The organism is Methylocystis sp. IM3 (assembly GCF_038070105.1).
Taxonomy (GTDB): domain Bacteria; phylum Pseudomonadota; class Alphaproteobacteria; order Rhizobiales; family Beijerinckiaceae; genus Methylocystis.
This window is the reverse complement of record NZ_JBBPBZ010000002.1, coordinates 1811230-1828725: the sequence shown is the minus strand read 5'-3', so window position 1 is coordinate 1828725 and position 17496 is coordinate 1811230. Positions and strand designations below refer to the sequence as shown.

Annotated in this window: 16 protein-coding genes; 5 read left to right on the top strand and 11 right to left on the bottom strand. The window is 67.9% G+C overall.

What is annotated here, in order from left to right:
* Window positions 1-36 precede the first annotated feature (36 nt).
* Window positions 37-855: a lysophospholipid acyltransferase family protein gene (locus WOC76_RS10740; RefSeq protein WP_341106957.1), complete on the top strand. Its 819-nt coding sequence runs from the start codon at window positions 37-39 to the stop codon at window positions 853-855.
* 24 nt (window positions 856-879) lie between these two features.
* Here the strand turns inward: WOC76_RS10740 and WOC76_RS10735 are convergent, their stop codons facing one another.
* The 3 genes from WOC76_RS10735 to WOC76_RS10725 all read right to left on the bottom strand — a co-directional run bounded on the left by WOC76_RS10735 (window position 880) and on the right by WOC76_RS10725 (window position 2512).
* Window positions 880-1128: a hypothetical protein gene (locus tag WOC76_RS10735; protein ID WP_341106959.1), complete on the bottom strand. Its 249-nt coding sequence runs from the start codon at window positions 1126-1128 to the stop codon at window positions 880-882.
* Between the two features lie 76 nt (window positions 1129-1204).
* Window positions 1205-1774, bottom strand: coding sequence for an RNA 2',3'-cyclic phosphodiesterase (gene thpR, locus WOC76_RS10730; RefSeq protein ID WP_341106961.1), 570 nt, complete (start codon window positions 1772-1774; stop codon window positions 1205-1207).
* Window positions 1775-1804: 30 nt separating this feature from the next.
* Entirely contained in the window at window positions 1805-2512 is a 708-nt protein-coding gene (locus tag WOC76_RS10725) for an arylesterase (protein WP_341106963.1), read from the bottom strand.
* Between the two features lie 13 nt (window positions 2513-2525).
* On the opposite strand from WOC76_RS10725, the gene WOC76_RS10720 reads away from it, so the two are divergent.
* Both WOC76_RS10720 and WOC76_RS10715 read left to right on the top strand, forming a co-directional pair.
* Window positions 2526-3203: an ABC transporter ATP-binding protein gene (locus WOC76_RS10720; RefSeq protein ID WP_341106964.1), complete on the top strand. Its 678-nt coding sequence runs from the start codon at window positions 2526-2528 to the stop codon at window positions 3201-3203.
* Entirely contained in the window at window positions 3203-5761 is a 2559-nt protein-coding gene (locus tag WOC76_RS10715) for an ABC transporter permease (protein WP_341106966.1), read from the top strand. The genes WOC76_RS10720 and WOC76_RS10715 overlap by 1 nt, the downstream gene beginning before the upstream one ends.
* A 3-nt stretch (window positions 5762-5764) precedes the next feature.
* On the opposite strand, the gene WOC76_RS10710 is transcribed toward WOC76_RS10715, so the two are convergent.
* Window positions 5765-6127 (bottom strand): copper resistance CopC family protein, encoded by a 363-nt coding sequence (locus tag WOC76_RS10710; RefSeq protein WP_341106967.1) that lies wholly within the window; start codon window positions 6125-6127, stop codon window positions 5765-5767.
* Window positions 6128-6305: 178 nt separating this feature from the next.
* Window positions 6306-7481, bottom strand: coding sequence for a patatin-like phospholipase family protein (locus WOC76_RS10705; protein WP_341106968.1), 1176 nt, complete (start codon window positions 7479-7481; stop codon window positions 6306-6308).
* 295 nt (window positions 7482-7776) lie between these two features.
* Between WOC76_RS10705 and WOC76_RS10700 the strand changes: the two genes are divergently transcribed.
* On the top strand, window positions 7777-8772 hold the full coding sequence (locus WOC76_RS10700) for a DUF2232 domain-containing protein (RefSeq protein WP_341106970.1): 996 nt from the start codon (window positions 7777-7779) through the stop codon (window positions 8770-8772).
* A gap of 49 nt (window positions 8773-8821) precedes the next feature.
* Window positions 8822-9385: a 50S ribosomal protein L9 gene (gene rplI / locus WOC76_RS10695; protein ID WP_341106971.1), complete on the top strand. Its 564-nt coding sequence runs from the start codon at window positions 8822-8824 to the stop codon at window positions 9383-9385.
* Between the two features lie 74 nt (window positions 9386-9459).
* On the opposite strand, the gene WOC76_RS10690 is transcribed toward rplI, so the two are convergent.
* From WOC76_RS10690 to WOC76_RS10665, 6 genes are all read right to left on the bottom strand, one after another.
* The gene (locus WOC76_RS10690) at window positions 9460-10047 is read right to left on the bottom strand and encodes a redoxin family protein (protein ID WP_341106973.1); all 588 of its coding nucleotides are present in this window, start codon (window positions 10045-10047) and stop codon (window positions 9460-9462) included.
* 61 nt (window positions 10048-10108) lie between these two features.
* A complete protein-coding gene (locus tag WOC76_RS10685) occupies window positions 10109-11236 on the bottom strand; it encodes an anhydro-N-acetylmuramic acid kinase (protein WP_341106974.1) in 1128 nt (375 codons plus the stop codon).
* A gap of 84 nt (window positions 11237-11320) precedes the next feature.
* The gene (locus tag WOC76_RS10680) at window positions 11321-11503 is read right to left on the bottom strand and encodes a hypothetical protein (RefSeq protein ID WP_341106975.1); all 183 of its coding nucleotides are present in this window, start codon (window positions 11501-11503) and stop codon (window positions 11321-11323) included.
* 74 nt (window positions 11504-11577) lie between these two features.
* Entirely contained in the window at window positions 11578-13653 is a 2076-nt protein-coding gene (locus WOC76_RS10675; RefSeq protein ID WP_341106977.1) for a hypothetical protein, read from the bottom strand.
* A gap of 148 nt (window positions 13654-13801) precedes the next feature.
* Window positions 13802-16576, bottom strand: a complete 2775-nt coding sequence (locus tag WOC76_RS10670) for a DUF4159 domain-containing protein (protein ID WP_341106978.1) — start codon at window positions 16574-16576, stop codon at window positions 13802-13804.
* On the bottom strand, window positions 16576-17496 hold the full coding sequence (locus tag WOC76_RS10665; protein ID WP_341106979.1) for a DUF58 domain-containing protein: 921 nt from the start codon (window positions 17494-17496) through the stop codon (window positions 16576-16578). The genes WOC76_RS10670 and WOC76_RS10665 overlap by 1 nt, the downstream gene beginning before the upstream one ends.

The window sequence follows — 17496 nt, the reverse complement described above, 5'->3', positions numbered from 1 at the left end:
CATCAGATCGAGGCTCTAACGCGAACGGTATTGGCAATGCTCTTCCTGCGCTCGCTTGTTTTTCAAGTCCTGTTCTGGGCCAACACGATCCTGCTGATGGTGATCTGGCTACCGGGCCTCGTGATGCGCCGGCAAGTCTCCATGGAGCTCGGCCGGACATGGGGCCGCACCTCGCTCTGGCTCGTGGAAAAGATCTGCGGTCTGAAAATCGAATGGCGCGGGCTCGAAAACATCCCGCCAAACGGCGGCGCCATGATCGTCGCCAGCAAGCATCAGTCGATCTGGGACACTTTCGTCCTGCCGATCCGTTTTCCCGACTTCAGCTATATTCTGAAGCGCGAGCTGGTGATGATCCCCTTCTTCGGCTGGTATCTCTTGGCCGCCGAGCAGGTCGGCATCAACCGCGCCAAGGGCGGCAAGCTGCTGCCGCAACTCGTCGAGAAGGCGAAGCATATTTTCGCGCAGGGGCGCCAGCTTTTCATTTTCCCCGAAGGCACGAGACGCCCGGCAGGCGCCCCGCCGGCCTACAAATTCGGCATCGCCCATCTCTACGCCGCGACCGGTGCGCCGGTGCTTCCCGTCGCCCTGAACGCCGGCCTCTTCTGGCCGCGCCGCTCCTTTCTGATCCGCCCCGGCACGGCGACCATCGAATTCCTGCCGTTGATCCCGCCGGGCCTGCCGCCCCGTGCTTTTTTCGAGACGATGCAGTCGGAGATCGAGACCGCCTCGAACCGGCTGATCGCCGAGGCGGTGGCGAAAGATCCGGGCCTCGCCGCCGTTGCCGAAGAGGGCCGCGCCAAGGCGATCGCCAGGGACAAGCAGAAAGCCGCAAAAGCGCGCAGCGAGAAGGCGTAAAGGCGTAAAGGCTTGCGACGATCCCTAGTCCTTGCGCGTGCGGTCGATTTTGGCGTCCAGCGTCGCAAGGTCGGACGCTACGCCAGCGCGCAGCGAGTGAAGTTCCGAGGTCAGATCCGCCTTCGCCTCCGCGAGGTCGCTCTTCGTCGCCATTTCGGCGCGCAGGCTCACCATTTCAGCGCGCAGGGACGCCGTCTCTCCGCGAAGAACGGCGACATCCCCGCGCATTTCTAACATAAGCTGCAGAAGCAGACCTTCGGGTTGTTCGCTCACGTCTTCGGCTCGCCTCAAAAAGACGACCGATTGTCGACCGCCTTCAGCGTCAGCGCAGTATCCATCTTGCGCAAAGCTACAGCCCCACCACGCCGTTGAGCGCCGCAGGCGCGGGGAGCAGCGGATATTCGGCCTCGACGACATAAGGACCGCCGCCGACCGAGTCGCGCGACGAATAGAGCACGAAACGCTCCGCCGTGAATTTGAGTGGCGGGAAGTAGCCGCGCGCGCCGAGATAGGCGGCGACGGAGGCGGAATTCGATCCTCGCAGCCGGGCGAGCGTCACATGCGGCGCATATTTGCGGGCCTCGCTCGGCGCGCCGAGCCGTCGCATCAGGCGCTCCTGCTCCGCCTGCAATTCGAGGAGCGCCGGGGCCGGCCGCACGCGGGCGACGATGGCGCGCGGCTTGCCGCCTCCAAAGGAGTCGAGCTGGTCGATCGCGACGTCCAGTTCCGGCCGGCGGATGAACGACAAGGCATGCGCCGCGTCGCGGGCGAAGGCGTCGTCCACATCGCCGATGAAGCGCAGCGTGATGTGGTAGTTCTCGACGTCGATCCAGCGCGCGCCGGAAACGCCGCCGCGCAGCCGCGCGAGGTTTTCGGCGACATGGGGAGGAACTTCAAGGGCCGTAAACAGTCGGGGCATGTGTTCCTCCTCGGTCACCAGGCCGGCGCGCTATCTTGCGCGCGTTTCTCTCTCCGCGCCCGAGGGCGCGAGAGATTTCTCCACATAAGGGGCTACTTTTGCGACGATCTTGCGCACGCCTGCCGGATTGGGATGCAGGCCGTCTCCGAGCAGGAGACCGGGGTCGCCCCAGACGCCTTCCATGAAGAAGGGAACCATCGTCACCCCGTATTTTGTGGCGAGGTCTGGATAGATCGAATCGAATTCCTGCCGGTAAGCTTGCCCCCAATTGTTGCTTGAGGCCATGCCCGCCAATATGACAGTCACCCCTTTCGCACGGAAAATCTCGATCATCTTCTCGAGATTGGCCCGCGTGTCCTTTGGCGGCAGGCCCTGAAGCATATCGTTTGCGCCGAGCGCAAGAACGGCGACATGCACCGGCTCGCCCGAGAGCGCATAATCGAGACGCTCGAGACCCATGGCCGTCGTGTCGCCGGAGACGCCGGCATTGATCACCTTGACGTCGAGGCCGTCGGCCTTGAGCCTCTTCTCCAGCTGGGCCGGAAGCGAATCGCCCGCGGGCAAGCCGTATCCAGCCGTCAGACTGTCGCCAAACGCGAGCACGCGCTTTAGCGTCGCGGCTTCCGCTCCCGCGCCGCCGCAAGCCAGCGCGAGGGCGAAAGCGGCGATTTGAAGCCAGCGCCCGAACAGGCGATAAGGCTCGAAAGTCACAAGCGTCTGAAAGGGCGCGCCATTCAAGGAATGTCTCTCCGTGCGACCGGTGATCGAACTCGCCGATGTGGACCTGACGCTGGGCGAAGGCGCCGCGCGGGTCCATGTTCTCAAGGGCGTCAGCCTCAGCATAGCCCATGGCGAGACGGTTGGTCTCCTGGGGCCGTCTGGCTCGGGAAAATCGACGCTGCTCATGACCCTCGCCGGACTGGAGCGCCCCGACTCCGGTTCGATCACGGTCGACGGCCGCGAACTCGGCGCGCTGCCGGAAGACGCGCTGGCGCGGTTCCGTGGAGAGAAAATAGGCGTGGTCTTCCAGTCTTTCCAGCTCATTCCGACCATGACGGCGCTGGAGAACGTCGCCGTGCCGCTGGAGCTTGCCGGCAGGACGGACGCTTTCGCCGTCGCTGAGGCCGAACTCGCCGCCGTCGGCCTCTCCCACAGGCTCGCGCATTATCCCGCACAGCTCTCGGGCGGCGAGCAGCAGCGGGTGGCGCTGGCCCGCGCCCTCGCCCCTGATCCGCTGATTCTCGCCGCCGACGAGCCGACCGGCAATCTCGACTCCGAGACCGGCGCCGCGGTCATCGACCTCATCTTCGCCCAGCAGAAGCGCCGGGGCGCGACGCTGGTGCTGGTCACCCATGATCCCGGCCTCGCGGCGCGCTGCGGGCGGCGCGTGCGGCTGCGCTCGGGGCGCATCGAGTCGGACGAGGCCTGATGCGCGCCATCCGTTTTCGCGCCTTGCCCTTCGGTCTGCGCTTCGCCCTGCGCGACCTCCTCGGGGATCCGCGCGGCTTTGCAATTTTCATCGCCTGCATCGCCATCGGCGTCGCCGCGATCTCGGGCGTCTCGGGCCTATCGCGGTCGCTCGAACAGGGCCTCGCGCGCGAGGGTCGCACGATTCTGGGCGGCGACGCCTCCTTCAGCCTCGTCGCCCGTGAGCTTTCACCGGAGCAGCGCGCCTTCTTCGAGTCGCGCGGGCGACTCTCCGAGATTTCGCTCATGCGGGCGATGGCGCGGCGCGCGGACGGCGAAGCCGCGATGGTCGAAATCAAGGCGGTGGACCCTGCGACCTACCCCGCCTTCGGCGCCGTGGCGCTCGATCCCGACCAGCCGCTCGCCGAGGCGCTCGCCGAGAAGGACGGCGTCTTCGGAATCGCCGTCGATCCCATGCTGCTGGCGCGACTCGACATCCGGATCGGCGACGCGCTCATGATCGGCGGCGCCCGGGTTACGCCGCGCGCGAAACTCGACAGCGAACCAGACAAGCTCGCGGGCGGCGTCGGCTTCGGCCCTCGCGTGATGATGAGCCGCGCCGCTCTCGCCGAGACGGGGCTCGTGACGCCCGGCTCGGTCGTGCGCCATGTGACCAGGGTAAGGCTCGAGGGGAACGCGAGCGACGAGGCGGTGAAAGCCTTCGTCGAATCGGCCGAGGCGGCCTTCCCGCAGGCCGGCTGGGAGGCGCGCCGGCGCGACGCCGTCTCTCCGCAGTTCTCGCGCAATCTCGAGCGTTTCACCCAATTGCTGACCCTCGTGGCGCTCACCGCCCTTGTCGCCGGCGGCGCCGGCGTCGCCAACGCCGTGCAGGGCTTCGTCGAACGCAAGCGCATTCAATTCGCCATTCTGAAGGCGCTGGGCGCGACCGGCTCGCGCGTCTTCGCCATTGCGCTGGCGCAAGTGATGGCGGCGGCGGCCTTCGCCGTCCTGGTCGGGCTCGGCGTCGGCGCCCTCATTCCCTGGGCGGCGGCGGAAGTCCTGCGTCAGGCGGCGGACCTTCCCGTCTCGGCGGCGCTGGATGCGCGCGGCGCCCTTTACGGCGCGCTCTACGGCCTGCTCGTCACGACCATCTTCGCGCTCACGCCGCTCGGGCGCGCGCATGAAATCCCCGTGGCCGCCTTGCTGCGGGACGATCCGCGCGGCGGGCGGCTCCTGCGCTACCGGCTCGGCGCCGCTCTTGCGGCCATTGCCCTTGCCGCGCTGGTGATCCTCTCCTCCTCGGACCTGAAGCTCGGCTTCTATTATGTCGCCGCCTCGGTCGCGGCCTTCGCGCTGCTGCGCGGCGCAGCCTGGCTGACGATGCGCGTCGCCCGCGCCCTGCCGCGCCCGCGCGACGCGCGGCTGCGGCTGGCGCTCGCCAATATCTGGCGACCAAAGAGCCTGACGCCCGCGCTCGTCGTTTCGATCGGGCTCACCCAGACGCTGCTGATCGCGCTAGCGCTGGTCGAGGGGTCGATCCACAATGAGCTCGAACGCGCCGACGCGGGCGAAATTCCGAATTTCTTCTTCATCGACGCCCCGAAAGCGCAGGTGCAGGCCTTCGGCGATTTCCTTTCCCAACAAGTCCCCGGCGCCAGGATTCAGCATGTGCCGATGATGCGGGGACGCATCGTCGAGGTGAAGGGCGAACCGGTCGGCCAGATCGCCGTGGCCGACGAGGCCAAATGGGCGCTCGAAGGCGATCGGGGCGTCACCTTCTCAGCCGCCGTGCCTGCCAATTCCGAGCTCGTCGCGGGGGAGTGGTGGCCGGCGGATTACAGCGGCCCGCCGCTCGTTTCGCTCGAGCAGCGCATCGCGCAGGGGCTCGGTCTGGCGCTTGGCGACGAGATCAAGGTGAATGTGCTCGGCCGCGAGACCGTCGCGAAAGTCGCGAGCCTGCGCAAGGTGGACTGGCGCAGCTACGGCATCAATTTCGTGATGGTCTTCTCTCCCAATACGTTCGCCGCCGCTCCCTACATGGAGCTCTTCACCATCGCCTATGGCGCGCCGACCGTCGCCGCGCGCGACGCCATGGATGCGCGGCTCGCCCGGGAGGCGGCCAAGCGTTTTCCCATGATCGTCTCCGTGCGCGTGAAGGAGGCCCTCGCGGCGGTCGACAAGATCGCCGGGCAATTGGCGCTCGCCGCCCGCGCCGCGGCGGGGCTCGCCATCGTCACGGCCGTCCTCGCGCTCGCGAGCGCCGTCGCGAGCGGCCAGCGGGCGAGACTGCACGACGCCGTCGTGCTGAAAACGCTGGGCGCGACGCGGGGGTGGCTCGCCGTGGCCTATGGGCTGGAGTTCGGCCTCGTGGGCCTCGTGGCCTCGCTCATTGCGCTCGCCGCCGGGACCGGCGCCGCATACGCCATGGTGACATGGCTCATGAAGATCGACTTCGCCTTCCCCCTCGCCGCCGTGTTCGCCACCAGCGCCGGGACGCTCGCGATCACGATCGGCCTCGGCCTCGCCGGCACATGGCGCGTGCTCTCGCGCCGGCCGGGGCCGGAACTGCGCGAACTGTGATGCTTACGCCTCCAGCCCGTAGATGGAAAAATCCAGCTTGCCCTCGACAATGTCTCCGTCGTTCGAGAGCACCCGATAAACGATGTGATACTGGCCGGGCATCAGCGACGGCGTCGGCAAGGTGAGCTCCCTGGACGGCGCTTTCTGGGTTTTCTCCGCGATCACCGCCCCCTTGCTGTCCTTGAGTTTCACCGTCGAATAGAGCGCATCCGCCTTGCCCGAGAACACCAGCCGGATCGAATGCAGGGGCTTGAGCACCTGCTGTTTGTTGGCAGGATAGGAATCGACGAGGACGGCATGGGCCGAGGCCTGGACGGCGACAATCGTCAGGGCGAGCGCGAGCGCGCCCGTCAGAACGGGTTTCATTTTCGCTATCTCCTTGCGGCTCCGGTGCGAAAGGCGGGGCGCGATTTGCTTCTGAAACGCCGTGCAAACGGGCGCTGTTCGCGCCATGCGCTTATTTTTCGAGGGCGCGCCCGCAACGTCTGGCGACCTGCGGCGGACTGCCGGCAGGAACACAGCTTACGCTCGGCAAATTAGGCGCTTATTTTGCCTGAAAACCCGGAGGAGCATGGTCCCAGGGGTAGCCGCCCCTGGCCTTGTCGAAAGCATATGAGTAAAGCGCCCCCATATATCCCCTGTCGAAATCGACGGGATGCGGCGCGTGGAAATCTTCGCCGATGTAAGCGAGGTTGAACGAACCGCCGCCGCGTTTAACGATCATGTATATTTTGTAGAGATCGCCGACGCCGCTGTAATTCGTCAGGACGGCGACGGCTTTCTGAGCGACGGAAAGAGTTTGTCGATCGACGTCGCTCCATTCGGCCTTCAACTTTCCGTTTCGGATGACGTAGGTTTCGACTTTCCTCCTGAAACCTGCTTCCTCCCTGGCTTTTTCCGGGTTCAGCGCCGCAGGGCCGATAAAGGACTGGCTGACGGCGCCCCCGTCGACGTGGAGTTCCTGATAGGGTTTGCCATTGACCTCGACATCGAAAAGCACCGGCGGGAAAGCGGCGGGGATGGCCGCCGACGCGAGAAGAACATGCCGGATGAGGTCGAGAGCCTGCGGGTTTCCGCTGGCGGCGATGGCGCCGATGTTCCAGAAAACCGGCCGGCCGGCGTCGAGATCCGTCGTCTGTATCGCGAGGAGCCGCCCTTTCTCATATTCAAGGGCGATCTTCCTCATGATCTCTTCCGTGAAATAATGTGAGATCGTCTGGTAGAGCGGCCCCGTATCCGAGAGCGCGTCCTGCGCAATGGCGGCGACCGGCAGAAATCTCTCCTCGTAAACCTCCGAGGGGTTCAGTTCCGTATAAACCTCCGTGAGGAGAGGGTCATATTCAGGTCCGAGAAACGCATAGACGGAAATGAGCGCGCCGGTGCTGACCCCTGTCACGAGCTTGAACGCGGGGCGATCGCCATGCGCCGTCCACCCCACAAGCAACCCCGCGCCAAATGCGCCATTGTCGCCGCCGCCGGACAACGCCAGCACATGCGCGGCCGGAAGAACCCCGCCTCTCTTTACGCCCAGATGTTTCGCTTCGCGGATCAGCGCCTGCTTCTGCACCTGCTCGATCAGGGCGGTTTCGTCGCTGAAGAAGCGTGCCTCCGGGATGCCGAGAACAGTTGCGGCGCTTCGATATTCGGGCGGCACGGCGGCCTGCCGATCCAGCATCGAGCAGGCTGACAGGAGCACAGCCGGCAGAATCAAGGCGGCCATGAGCCAAAAACGGCTCCGGTTGTTTTTGGAAATCGCCATGGAACTCGAGAGACGTTACACAAAGCCGAGGGTCATAAATCCCGGAATTTGGGAAGAATGCAAGCCTGCCAAAGCTGCGGCTGCGGCGCGCGGGCCTTCCTCTTGCCGGCGCAGGAGACCGCATCACTTGCCCGAGAAGCCCGTTTCGGAGTAGAAGCGCGTCTCGCGCCGCCGGCCGCAAGGCCGTTTCGGCGCTTTTTGGCTTGACCGCGCAGCTGCGCGGAGGGGCCGCTCATCTGAATCGGAAGTCGACCCCGTGCCCGACAAGAGCGTGTTCACGCCGCAGAACATCGGCATTTCCGTCCTTGGCGGCATCGCCGCGGCGGCCATCGGCGCCGTCGTCGCGCGCGGGGGTCTCGGCGGACTTCTGTTCGCCCACCTCGCGCCGCTGCCGCTCGTCATCGTGGCGCTGGGCTTCGGCGTGGTTCACGGGGCGACCTCCGCCCTGGTCGCGACGGTCGTTCTCTCGCTCGCGCTGCATCCAGTCATCGGCATGGGCTACGCCCTGCTCGTCGCCGGGCCGGCCTGGGTCGGCGCCTACGCCGCCTCCGGGGCGCCGCGCGGGGGCCGCGATCTTGTCGTCCGCAACGTCTCAAGCTGGAGCTGCCTCGCCGCCGGCGCGCTTCTGGCGGGAGCCGTCATCCTTTGGCTCATCGTGGCGACGCTGAGCTTCGGCTCGCTCGACGAGGCCCTGAACCCGATCCGCGCCCGCGCCTTCCTGCTGCTCGACGCCATGCTGCGTGAGAAGGAGTTGCCGGAAAGCGCCAATCCGACCGAGCTTTCGGGCGTCGTCGCCCGCTCCGTCCCGGCATTTCTGGCGGGCTACGGCCTGCTGATTCACATCGCCAATCTTTGGCTCGGCGGCTCCATCGCGAGGGCCTCGAGCCTGCTCACGCGTCCCTGGCCGGACATTGCGATGGACTTCCGCCTGCCCCGCGCGGTGACGGGCGTATTCGCCTCGGGCGTCGTCCTGTCCCTGTTCAGCGGGCCTTCCGCCGCCATCGGCCTGGTGCTGGTCGCGACCATGGGCATGTTGCTGATGCTCCAGGGTCTCGCTGTCGTGCATGTGCTGTTGCGCGGCTCGAAGTCGAGCGCGCTGGTGCTGTCGATCATCTATTTCATGCTCGGCCTTCTCGGTTGGCCGATCGTGCCTCTCGCTGTGCTCGGCGGCGCCGACACAATCTTCAACTATCGCGACCGCAAGTCGGCCGCGGCGCCCAATCAGCCGCAAAAAACGGCGGAATCGGATTGACTTTGGCCGGATTTTCCTGACAAAGGCGCCAACTCTCGGAGAAACGAAAATGGAAGTCATTCTGCTCGAACGCGTGGCCAAGCTCGGTCAGATGGGCGAAACGGTCAAGGTGCGCGACGGCTACGCCCGCAATTTCCTCCTCGCCCGCGGCAAGGCGCTGCGCGCCACCGAATCGAACAAGAAGCATTTCGAGAGCCAGCGCGCCCAGATCGAGGCCCGCAATCTCGAGGCGAAGAAAGAGGCCGAGGTCGTCGCCGAGAAGCTCGACGGGCAGACTTTCGTCATCATCCGCCAGGCGGGCGAGAGCGGCCAGCTCTATGGCTCGGTCGCGACGCGCGACATCGCCGAGGCCGCGACGGCCGGCGGTTTCTCGCTGAACCGCAACCAGTTGGTTCTCACCCATCCGATCAAGACGCTGGGCCTGCACAATGTGCCGGTGCATCTCCACGCCGAGGTGGACGTGAAGATCGTCGTCAACGTCGCCCGCTCCGAGGAAGAGGCCGAGCGTCAGGCGCGCGGCGAGTCGGTTCTGGCCCGTGAGGAGATGTCCATGGACGATCTCGGCCTCGAGGTCGGCGCGGCGCTCGCCGAGGCTGGCGACGTCGAGCTGTAAGCCTCGAAACAGAAGCTTTCCCAAAGCCTCCCACGGTCCGCTGTGGGAGGCTTTTTATTGGCTCCCGCCCGTTCTCAGGCCTTGCTGGCGAGACGCGGCGCAATTTCCTTCTCGATCATCGCCTCCGTCAGCCCCTCGTTGGTCTGCCATTCGATGACATGACCCGGCCCGATCACGAAGGTTCCGGGCACGCCGCGCAAGCCGAGCGCGCGCATGAGGTAGCTCTCCGCATCCGCCCCGATGGCGACGAAAGGGTTGCCATGCTGCGCGAGAAAATAGCGCACGCGCGCCGGCGGGTCTTTCACGTCCGCGCCATAGATCGGCGCCAGGTTGCGCTGCGCCAGCGCCACAAGATGCTTGTGCTCCTCACGGCAGACCGGGCACCAGGAGGCCCAGACGTTCAAGAGGCAGCGTTTGCCGGCGAGATCGGCGCTGGAGAGACCGGGAACCGGCTTGCCCGCGGCGTCGAGCAGCCCCGGCACCGGCGGCAGTTCGAAATGGGCGAGCGTGAAGGGATTGAAAAGCCGCGCCCCTATGTCCTTCTTTTTCCAGACATGTTCGACGGCGGCGACGGCCGCGCCGAGCCCCACCGCCCCCATCGCCCCCAAGACGAGACGGCGCCGGGAGAAACCATTGTGCGGCGAATCCGTGGTGGCGGTCATGGCCATGCTCTCAGACCGAGAAAACGAACCTGAGCCTTAGCCGTAAATGACTAACGGAGTTCTATCCTGACGCGCCCGCGTCGCCCGCGGCCCGCGCCAGGCGGCCGCCAGCCATGGGCTCGGGCGCTCCCGTCGTGGTCGGGAAGGTGATCGGCAATCCCTCCAGCACGCGCGCCGCGAGATAGGCGAAGGCTTGCGCCTCCATCGAGTCGGCCGACCAGCCGACGGCGTCGGCGGTCGTGACCTTGCACGGCAGGCGCATCACCAGTTCGCGCACGAGAATCGGATTGCGCGCGCCCCCGCCGCAGACGATGAGCAATTGCGGCTGCGTCGGCAGATGCGGAAAGAGCCTCAAAACCGAGGCCGCCGTGAAGGCGGTGAGGGTCGCGGCCGCGTCCTCCGTGGGGAGCCGGCTCACGGGATCGAGCGAGAAGGCGTTGCGGTCGAGCGACTTCGGCGGCGGCTGATCGAAGAAGGGATGGGCAAGCAGGCGCAAGAGCGCCGCCTCGTTGACCCGCCCGCGCGCCGCCATGTGGCCGTCGCGGTCGATGGGCGCGCCGGTGCGCTGGAGCATGAGATCGTCGATCAGCGCGTTGCCGGGGCCGGTGTCGCAGGCGATCGGGGCCTCGCCGTCGGCGATGTAAGTGACATTGGCGACGCCGCCGATATTGAGAAGCGCCACCTCGCCTTTCATGCCGCCGGCCATCACGAGCGCGCGGTGGAACACCGGCACGATGGGCGCGCCCTCCCCACCCGCGGCGATGTCCGCGGCGCGGAAGTCATAGGCCACGTCGACGCCGAGCCGGTTCGCGAGCCCCTGCCCGTCGCCGATCTGGACGGTGAGCCTCTGGCGCGGCTTGTGCAGCACCGTCTGGCCATGAAAGCCGACGACGTCGATCGACCCGGCCTCTATGGCGTTGTCGCGCAGGAACGCCTCGACGGCCTCGGCGTGCCTGTCCGTCACCATGCGCTCGGCGAAGGCCAGCACGCCCGGCCGGGCGTCGCGATCCTCCAGCGTGGCGGCCTCGGCCAGCGCATTGCGCAGCAGCGCGCGGTCGGCGTCGTTATAGGGAAAGTGCCCCGTCGGCCCCAGGGAGACCGAAGTCTCCCCATCCGTCTCGACGAGCGCCACGTCGACGCCGTCCATCGAGGTGCCGGACATGAGGCCGATGGCGCGGTATGTGGGCAAGGCCGAATCTCCCGGATCGAACGCCGCGAGATTAGCAGGCTCCTCCGTGGAGCGCCTCCGGCTTTGTCACATCGAGAGCCGGGCTCAACTCTGATGCGGCCCCAGCATCTCCTTGATGGCCGCCTCGATGCGCCGCCAGGTCGTGGCCTCGTCGGCCTTGCCCTGCTCTTCGAGGGCGCGCGCCTTCTGGGCGGCTTCGGCGGCGGCCTTTGGCCCATGCGCCTGGAACAATTGGCGGGCGTAGTCGGCGACTTCCACTCCTTGCATGGCGATGCTCCACGGTTTCCCCCGCGCCCCCGGTTCATATAGGGCGGCGGAAGCGTGAGGAGACCCGAGAGAGACTACCGCCTGCCCTCCCAGGCCCAGGCGGTGACCACCACGCTCAGCAGGGCGAGCATCGCCCAAAGCCCGAGGCCCAGCGGCGCCGCCTCGACGCCGACGAGGGTGGAGGCGCCGGTCTGGCGGACGCCGATCCAGTCGGCGCCGCCATAGCGGCTGGCGTCGCTCATCTCGACGACGCGCGGCAGCGTCACGGCGTCCGAATTCTTGCTGAGCCGCCGCACCGTGCCGCCGGTGGCTTCGGCGAGCGGGCGCAGCTTCTCCATCGTGGACGCCACTTCGCGGAACTCGCGCGGATTGGCGGGGCCGACATTCACGAGCGCGGTCAGCCCGTCGCTCTGGAATCGCCACAGACCCATTTCCTGCGCATCGAGCTGGGCCCGCCACAGGCCCGGCTCGCTCTGGCGCAGCGCCACCTGCTGGGTCGCGCCCGAAGGCGCGGTCGCCGTCACCGGGGCCGCTTCATCCTTGAGGGTCTGGCGCTCGATCGTCACATCGCGCCCCCGAGCCTGCGCGCGCAGCGCCTCTTCCTCGAGGTCGGGCTCCTTCATCAGCCAATGCGCGAGCCGCCGCGTGAGGTCGGCGCTGGGGCCGCCGCCGTCGAAGCCGCGCGCCCAGAGCCAGATCTGATCGCTGAGCAGCAGCGCCACCCTGCCCTTGCCCTCATGCGAGAGCACCAGCAGCGGCTTGTCGCGCGCGCCCGAGAGGATCGCATTGCCCTTCAGTACGCCCGCGTCGACCTGCCGGAACCATTCGCCCCATTGCGGCGGATCGGATTTGGCGCCCGGCAGTCCGCGCGTGACGGGGTGTTTCTCGCCGTCCTTGCTCACGCGCGCCTTGAAGGGCTGCTCGAAGAGAGAGCCGTCCGGCCGCGCCGGCAGAAGATTCTCGAGCGGCGAATAATAGAGCCCCTGAGCGGTCGCGTAATCCGGCCCCACGGCCGCGAGAAAGGCGCCGCCATTCTCCACGAAGCGCGCAATATTGTCGAAGTAGATCGACGGCAGGAGCGTCTGATTGGAATAGCGGTCGAAGATGATTAGGTCGAATTCGTTGATCTTGCGGCCGAAGAGATCCGCGGTCGGAAAGGCGATCAGCGACAGTTCCGAGGCCGGCGTCACGTCGAGCTTTTCCGGCGGGCGCAGGATGGTGAAATGCACCAGCTCCACATTGGCGTCGGCGCGCAGCAGGTTGCGCCAGCTGCGTTCGCCCGGATGCGGCTCGCCGGAGACGAGCAGCACTTTCAGCCGATCGCGCACGCCCTCGATGGACAAGACCGCCTTGTTGTCGGCGAGCGTGATCTCGCCCGGCGCGGGCGGGACTTCCAGCTCGACGATATTGGCGCCGCCATGGGTGATCTTGACGGGGATGTTGACCACGTCGCCCGGCACGGGACTGTAGGTCGGGAGCTGTTCGCCGTCGCGACGCACGGTGATCGGCGCCCGCGCGCCGTCGCCGCCCGTATCGACGACGCGGGCGCGCACCGTCTGCTCCTTGCCGACGATGCCGAAGCGCGGCGCCTCGACGAGCTCGATGCGGCGGTCGCGCTCGCCTTCGCGCCCCGTGACGAGCGCATGAATCGGCGCGCGGAAGCCGAGCGCCTCCGCCTTCGCCGGAATGTCGTGGACGACGCCGTCGGTGACCAGCAGGGCGGCCCCGACGCGCTCGGGCGGCACGTCCTTCAACGCCTGCTCGAGCGCGCCGAACAGCTTGGTGCCATCATTGCCGCTCGCGTCATTCGTCACCGTTACGACGCGCGTCTCGACATCGCCGAATCTGGCGAGCGCCGCGTCGAGACCCTTGCGCGCGTCCTCGGTCTGCGCGGCGCGGGCGCCGAAGTTCTGGCTCTCGCTTTTGTCCAGAACGACGGCGACGACGGTTTTCTGAGGGTCGCGCTTCTCGCGCACGAGCGTCGGGTCGGTCAGCGCCGCGAGCGCCAGGGCGAGCGCAAAGGCGCGCAGGAGCGTCGCCCGCTGGCCGAGCGTCGCGCCGAGGACGAGCGCCACGGCGGCGAGAAGCGCCAATGCCGCGAGCAGCGGCCAGGGCAGCAGCGGCGCGAAGGTGATGTTGAGGTCGGTCATCTCAGCTCCGCACGCCGCAATACGTCATGCCCGCGCTCGTCTCGGGCATCCACGCCACCGCGCAGGACTTCACCTGCCGTGTCCCGTGGATGGCCGGGACAAGCCCGGCCATGACGCGCAGAGACGTATGGCCTGAGACCCGCGATCGTCACTGCCCGAGCCTCTCCAGCAAATCACGCACATGCACCTGATCGGATTTATAATTCCCCGTCAGCGTGTACATGACGAGGTTGACGCCGCCGCGCAGCGCCAGCTCCCGCTGGCGGGCGCCGCCGGGCGTCAGCGGAAACAGCGGCTGGCCGCGCTTATCCATCGCCCAGGCGGCGGCGAGATCGTTCGAGGTTATGACGATGGCCGAAACGCTGTCGGTCGCGCGGACCGGCCGCGCGGCGTCGTCCTTCGACTCGGGCGGAAGCGCCTCGACCCATGTTTCGCCGCTCGTGTACCGGCCCACGAATCCGTCGAGCAGATAGAAGGTCTTGGTGATGACGTGGTCGCGCGGCACGACTTCCAGCTCGGGAATGTCGAGCCCCTTCGAGAAGTCGCGCAGCCACTGCATTTCCGGCGTGGGCGCGCCGCCCGGCCGCTGGCTCAGCGCGTCGCGCGTGTCGAAGACGATGGTGCCGCCCTCCTTCATGTAGGCGGCGACGCGCGCCGCCGTCTTGGCCGCGGGCTGCGGCGCGTTGGCGAGGACGGGCCAGTAGAGCATGGGATAGAAGGCGAGTTCGTCCTTGGCGGGATCGATCCCCACCGGATCGCCGGGCGAGAAGGAGGTGCGCAGCGAGAGCGCCCTGGACAGCGCCTCCAGCCCGAGCCGCGAGACTTCGTCCACCTTGGGATCGCCGGACACGACATAGGCGAGCTTCGTCGTCAGCGCCGCCTCCCTGTCGCGCTGCGTCAGGGCCGCCGCCGCGCGCGCATCGGGGGGATTCGCCACGGCGGAAAAGATGAGAAGCGCGCCCGCCGTCGCCGCGAGCGGCCGCAGGCGGAGCTTTCCCGAAAGCGCCAGCACGATGAGGGCGTCGGCCACGAAGGCGAGCACGGCCGCCGCGAGAAGCGGCCCGCGAAAATCGACGGGCGCACCGGCGGCCAATCCCGCCGGAGCGAGCCCTGCCGCCTCGAAGTCGAAGCGGCTCAGTTCGTCCGCAGGCTGCAATGTTTGCAGGGCGACGAAGGCGTCGCCCGCGCCATAGAGGCCCGGCGGATGCTGGGCGCTCGCGCGGCCCTCGAAATGCGCGGGGATCGGCTGCGCTTCGGGGCCGGGCGCGCCGAGCGCCCCGAAGCCGTCGAGCGCCTCGAGCGGTGCGAAAACGCGCGCGTCCCCGGCGGCGGCCGTCTCCGCCGCCTCGGGCAGCGGCGCGGATTCGCCCGCCATGGCGAGAATGCGTTTCAGCATGTCCACGAAGAGGCCCGAAATCGGCAGGTTGGACCAACTCGTATCGGCGTTGACGTGGAAGAGGACGACCAGCCCCTTGCCGCGCCGCTCGGCGGTCACGAGCGGCGTGCCGTCCGAGAGGCGCGCCCATGTCTTTTGCACGAGGCCCGGCTCCGGCTCGGCCAGCACCTGCCGCTGCACGCTCACGTCCTTGGAGGCGGACAGGCCGTAGAAGGGGCTCGCCGCCTCGAACTCCGCAAGCGCCTTGGGCGTCTCCCAGGACATGGCGCCGCCGAGCACGCGGCCGTTGCGCCGCAGATGCACGGGGAGCAGATCGTCGGCGGCGTTGGCGAGGCGCGGACCGGCGAAGCGCAGAAGCGTCCCGCCCTCCTCCACGAAGCGGGCGAGCGCGTCATAGGCATCGCCCGGCGCGAGGCTCACATCGGCCAGCGCCACCGCATTGGGCCGCTCGGCGAGAAGCGTCAGGATCGGATCGACCGCGCCGGGCCGCGTCTCGCGCAATTGCGCAAAAGGCGCGAGCGCCTTGTCGAGATAATAGACCGGTGAAAGCAAGGGCTGCGCCTGATCGAGCCCCGCGCCGCCGACGAGCGCCACGCGCCGCACCTTCGCGCGCGCGTCCAGCAGCGCGACCGCGCCGGCGGAGTTCTCGCCCGTGACGCGCAAGACGCTCACATCGTTGCGCAGCTCCACCGGCAGATCGAACTGCGCCCGCGCCCGCATCGACGCGCCGAAACTGGCGCGGGCCTCTCCGATGATCTGGCCCTTCGAGTCATAAGCGGCGACGGTCGCCGCGCCGGGGCGGGCGGAATCGGCGCGCAGCACCTCGACGGAGAGCGTCGCGGCGTCATTGGCGGGCGCGGCCAGCGCGAGCGGCGCATGGTCGTCGACCAGGACCTCGACGCGCGCGCCAAGCTTTGCGGCGTCCTTCAGAACCGTCGCGAAAGCCGCCGTCTCGCCCTGCGCCAGGGCGTCGGCCAGCCAGACGACTCGTCCCCTGGGATTGGCTTTTGCGAAGCTCGCGACGGCGTCCGCCGTCGCGCGCCGGTCGGGAAGATAGGGTTTCGGGCGCAAAGAGCGCAGCTTCTCCAGCGCGCGGGCGCCGTCGCCCTGCGCGGGCGCCGCGGTCTCGGAAACCGCCATGATGGCGATGGGCGCCCCTGCCCGCGCCGCGCCCTCGACGATCGCCGCCGCGGCTGCGACGCGCCGCTCCCACGAGGGCGCCGAGGCCCAGCCGTCATCGAGCGCGACGAGGGTCGCCTCTCGGGAGGCGACGGCGGTTCCCGCCGGGCTCCAGACCGGGCCGGCCATGGCGAGGACGAACGCCGCAGCCAGTGCCAGACGCAGGAGCAGCAGCCACCATGGCGTGCGCGCGGGCGTCTCCTCGTCGGGCCGCAGCTCGCGCAGGATTTTGGTCGGCGGAAACACGATCTCGCGCGGGCGCGGCGGCGTCACGCGCAGCAGCCAGTAAATCAGCGGCAGGCTCGCGAGGCCGATCAGCGCGAGCGGCGCGGCGAAGGAGAAACCCATCAATTCTCCTCCTCGACGCCATGCAGGCCCATGGCGAGGGTCAGCGCGGCTTCGGCCGCCGGCCGGTCGGTGTGATGCTGGAGAAACAGGAAGCCGACTTCACGCGCCGCCGCCCGCACCGCCTCGCGATGCGCCTCGAACCGGCGGGCGTAGGCCTTGCGCAGGCTGCCGGCGTCGCCCGCGCGAAAGGCGGGACCGCCGTCCGTGTCGAGAAACATGGTCTCGCCCGTGAAGGGAAAGCTTTCCTCACAAGGGTCGATCACCATGAGCAGCGCGCCCGTGGCGCCCGCATCGGCGAAGCGGTGGAGCCGCGCGGAAAGCGCCTCGAGATCGCAGAGAAAATCGGAGATCAGGACGACGCGCGCCCTCGGACGCAGCGGCGCGTCGGGCGGAATATCGTCACGCGCCGTCGTTTCGGCGTGCTCGTAGAGCGCGCGGGCCAGCCGGTCGATGACGTCGCGGGCCGAAATTGGCGCCGTGAGCCCCAAAGCGGCGACGCGCTCGCCGCCGCGCACCAGCACGTCGGAAAGCGCGAGGCCGAGCGTGACGCCGCGGGCGAGCTTGTCGTCCTGCGCCAGCGACGAGGCGAAAGCCATGGAGGGCGAGCAATCCATCCAGAGGAAATAGTCGTGCGCGGCCTCCCACTCACGCTCGCGAACATAGAGCTGGTCGCCCCGCGCAGAACGCCGCCAGTCGATGCGATGCGCGGCCTCGCCACTGGTAAAAGGCCGATATTGCCAGAAGGTCTCGCCCAAACCGGCGCGCTTGCGGCCATGCACGCCATAAGCGACGCTGGCCGCAATCTCATGCGCCCGGTTGACGATGCGCGGCAGGCTCGCCGCGAGATCGGCGGCGACCGAGCCCTCGACCGGCGCGCGGCGCGCGGGATCATAGGCGCGGGTTTCGACCGGGCGGATCAT

What these genes read in the sequence shown, in the direction of transcription:
- rplI (WP_341106971.1), top strand. Translation starts at nt 8,822, where the DNA reads ATGGAAGTCATTCTGCTCGAACGCGTGGCCAAGCTCGGTCAGATGGGC.
- WOC76_RS10710 (WP_341106967.1), bottom strand. Translation starts at nt 6,127, where the DNA reads ATGAAACCCGTTCTGACGGGCGCGCTCGCGCTCGCCCTGACGATTGTC.
- WOC76_RS10675 (WP_341106977.1), bottom strand. Translation starts at nt 13,653, where the DNA reads ATGACCGACCTCAACATCACCTTCGCGCCGCTGCTGCCCTGGCCGCTG.
- WOC76_RS10715 (WP_341106966.1), top strand. Translation starts at nt 3,203, where the DNA reads ATGCGCGCCATCCGTTTTCGCGCCTTGCCCTTCGGTCTGCGCTTCGCC.
- WOC76_RS10670 (WP_341106978.1), bottom strand. Translation starts at nt 16,576, where the DNA reads ATGGGTTTCTCCTTCGCCGCGCCGCTCGCGCTGATCGGCCTCGCGAGC.
- WOC76_RS10665 (WP_341106979.1), bottom strand. Translation starts at nt 17,496, where the DNA reads ATGATCCGCCCGGTCGAAACCCGCGCCTATGATCCCGCGCGCCGCGCG.
- WOC76_RS10690 (WP_341106973.1), bottom strand. Translation starts at nt 10,047, where the DNA reads ATGACCGCCACCACGGATTCGCCGCACAATGGTTTCTCCCGGCGCCGT.
- thpR (WP_341106961.1), bottom strand. Translation starts at nt 1,774, where the DNA reads ATGCCCCGACTGTTTACGGCCCTTGAAGTTCCTCCCCATGTCGCCGAA.
- WOC76_RS10705 (WP_341106968.1), bottom strand. Translation starts at nt 7,481, where the DNA reads ATGGCCGCCTTGATTCTGCCGGCTGTGCTCCTGTCAGCCTGCTCGATG.
- WOC76_RS10740 (WP_341106957.1), top strand. Translation starts at nt 37, where the DNA reads ATGCTCTTCCTGCGCTCGCTTGTTTTTCAAGTCCTGTTCTGGGCCAAC.
- WOC76_RS10680 (WP_341106975.1), bottom strand. Translation starts at nt 11,503, where the DNA reads ATGCAAGGAGTGGAAGTCGCCGACTACGCCCGCCAATTGTTCCAGGCG.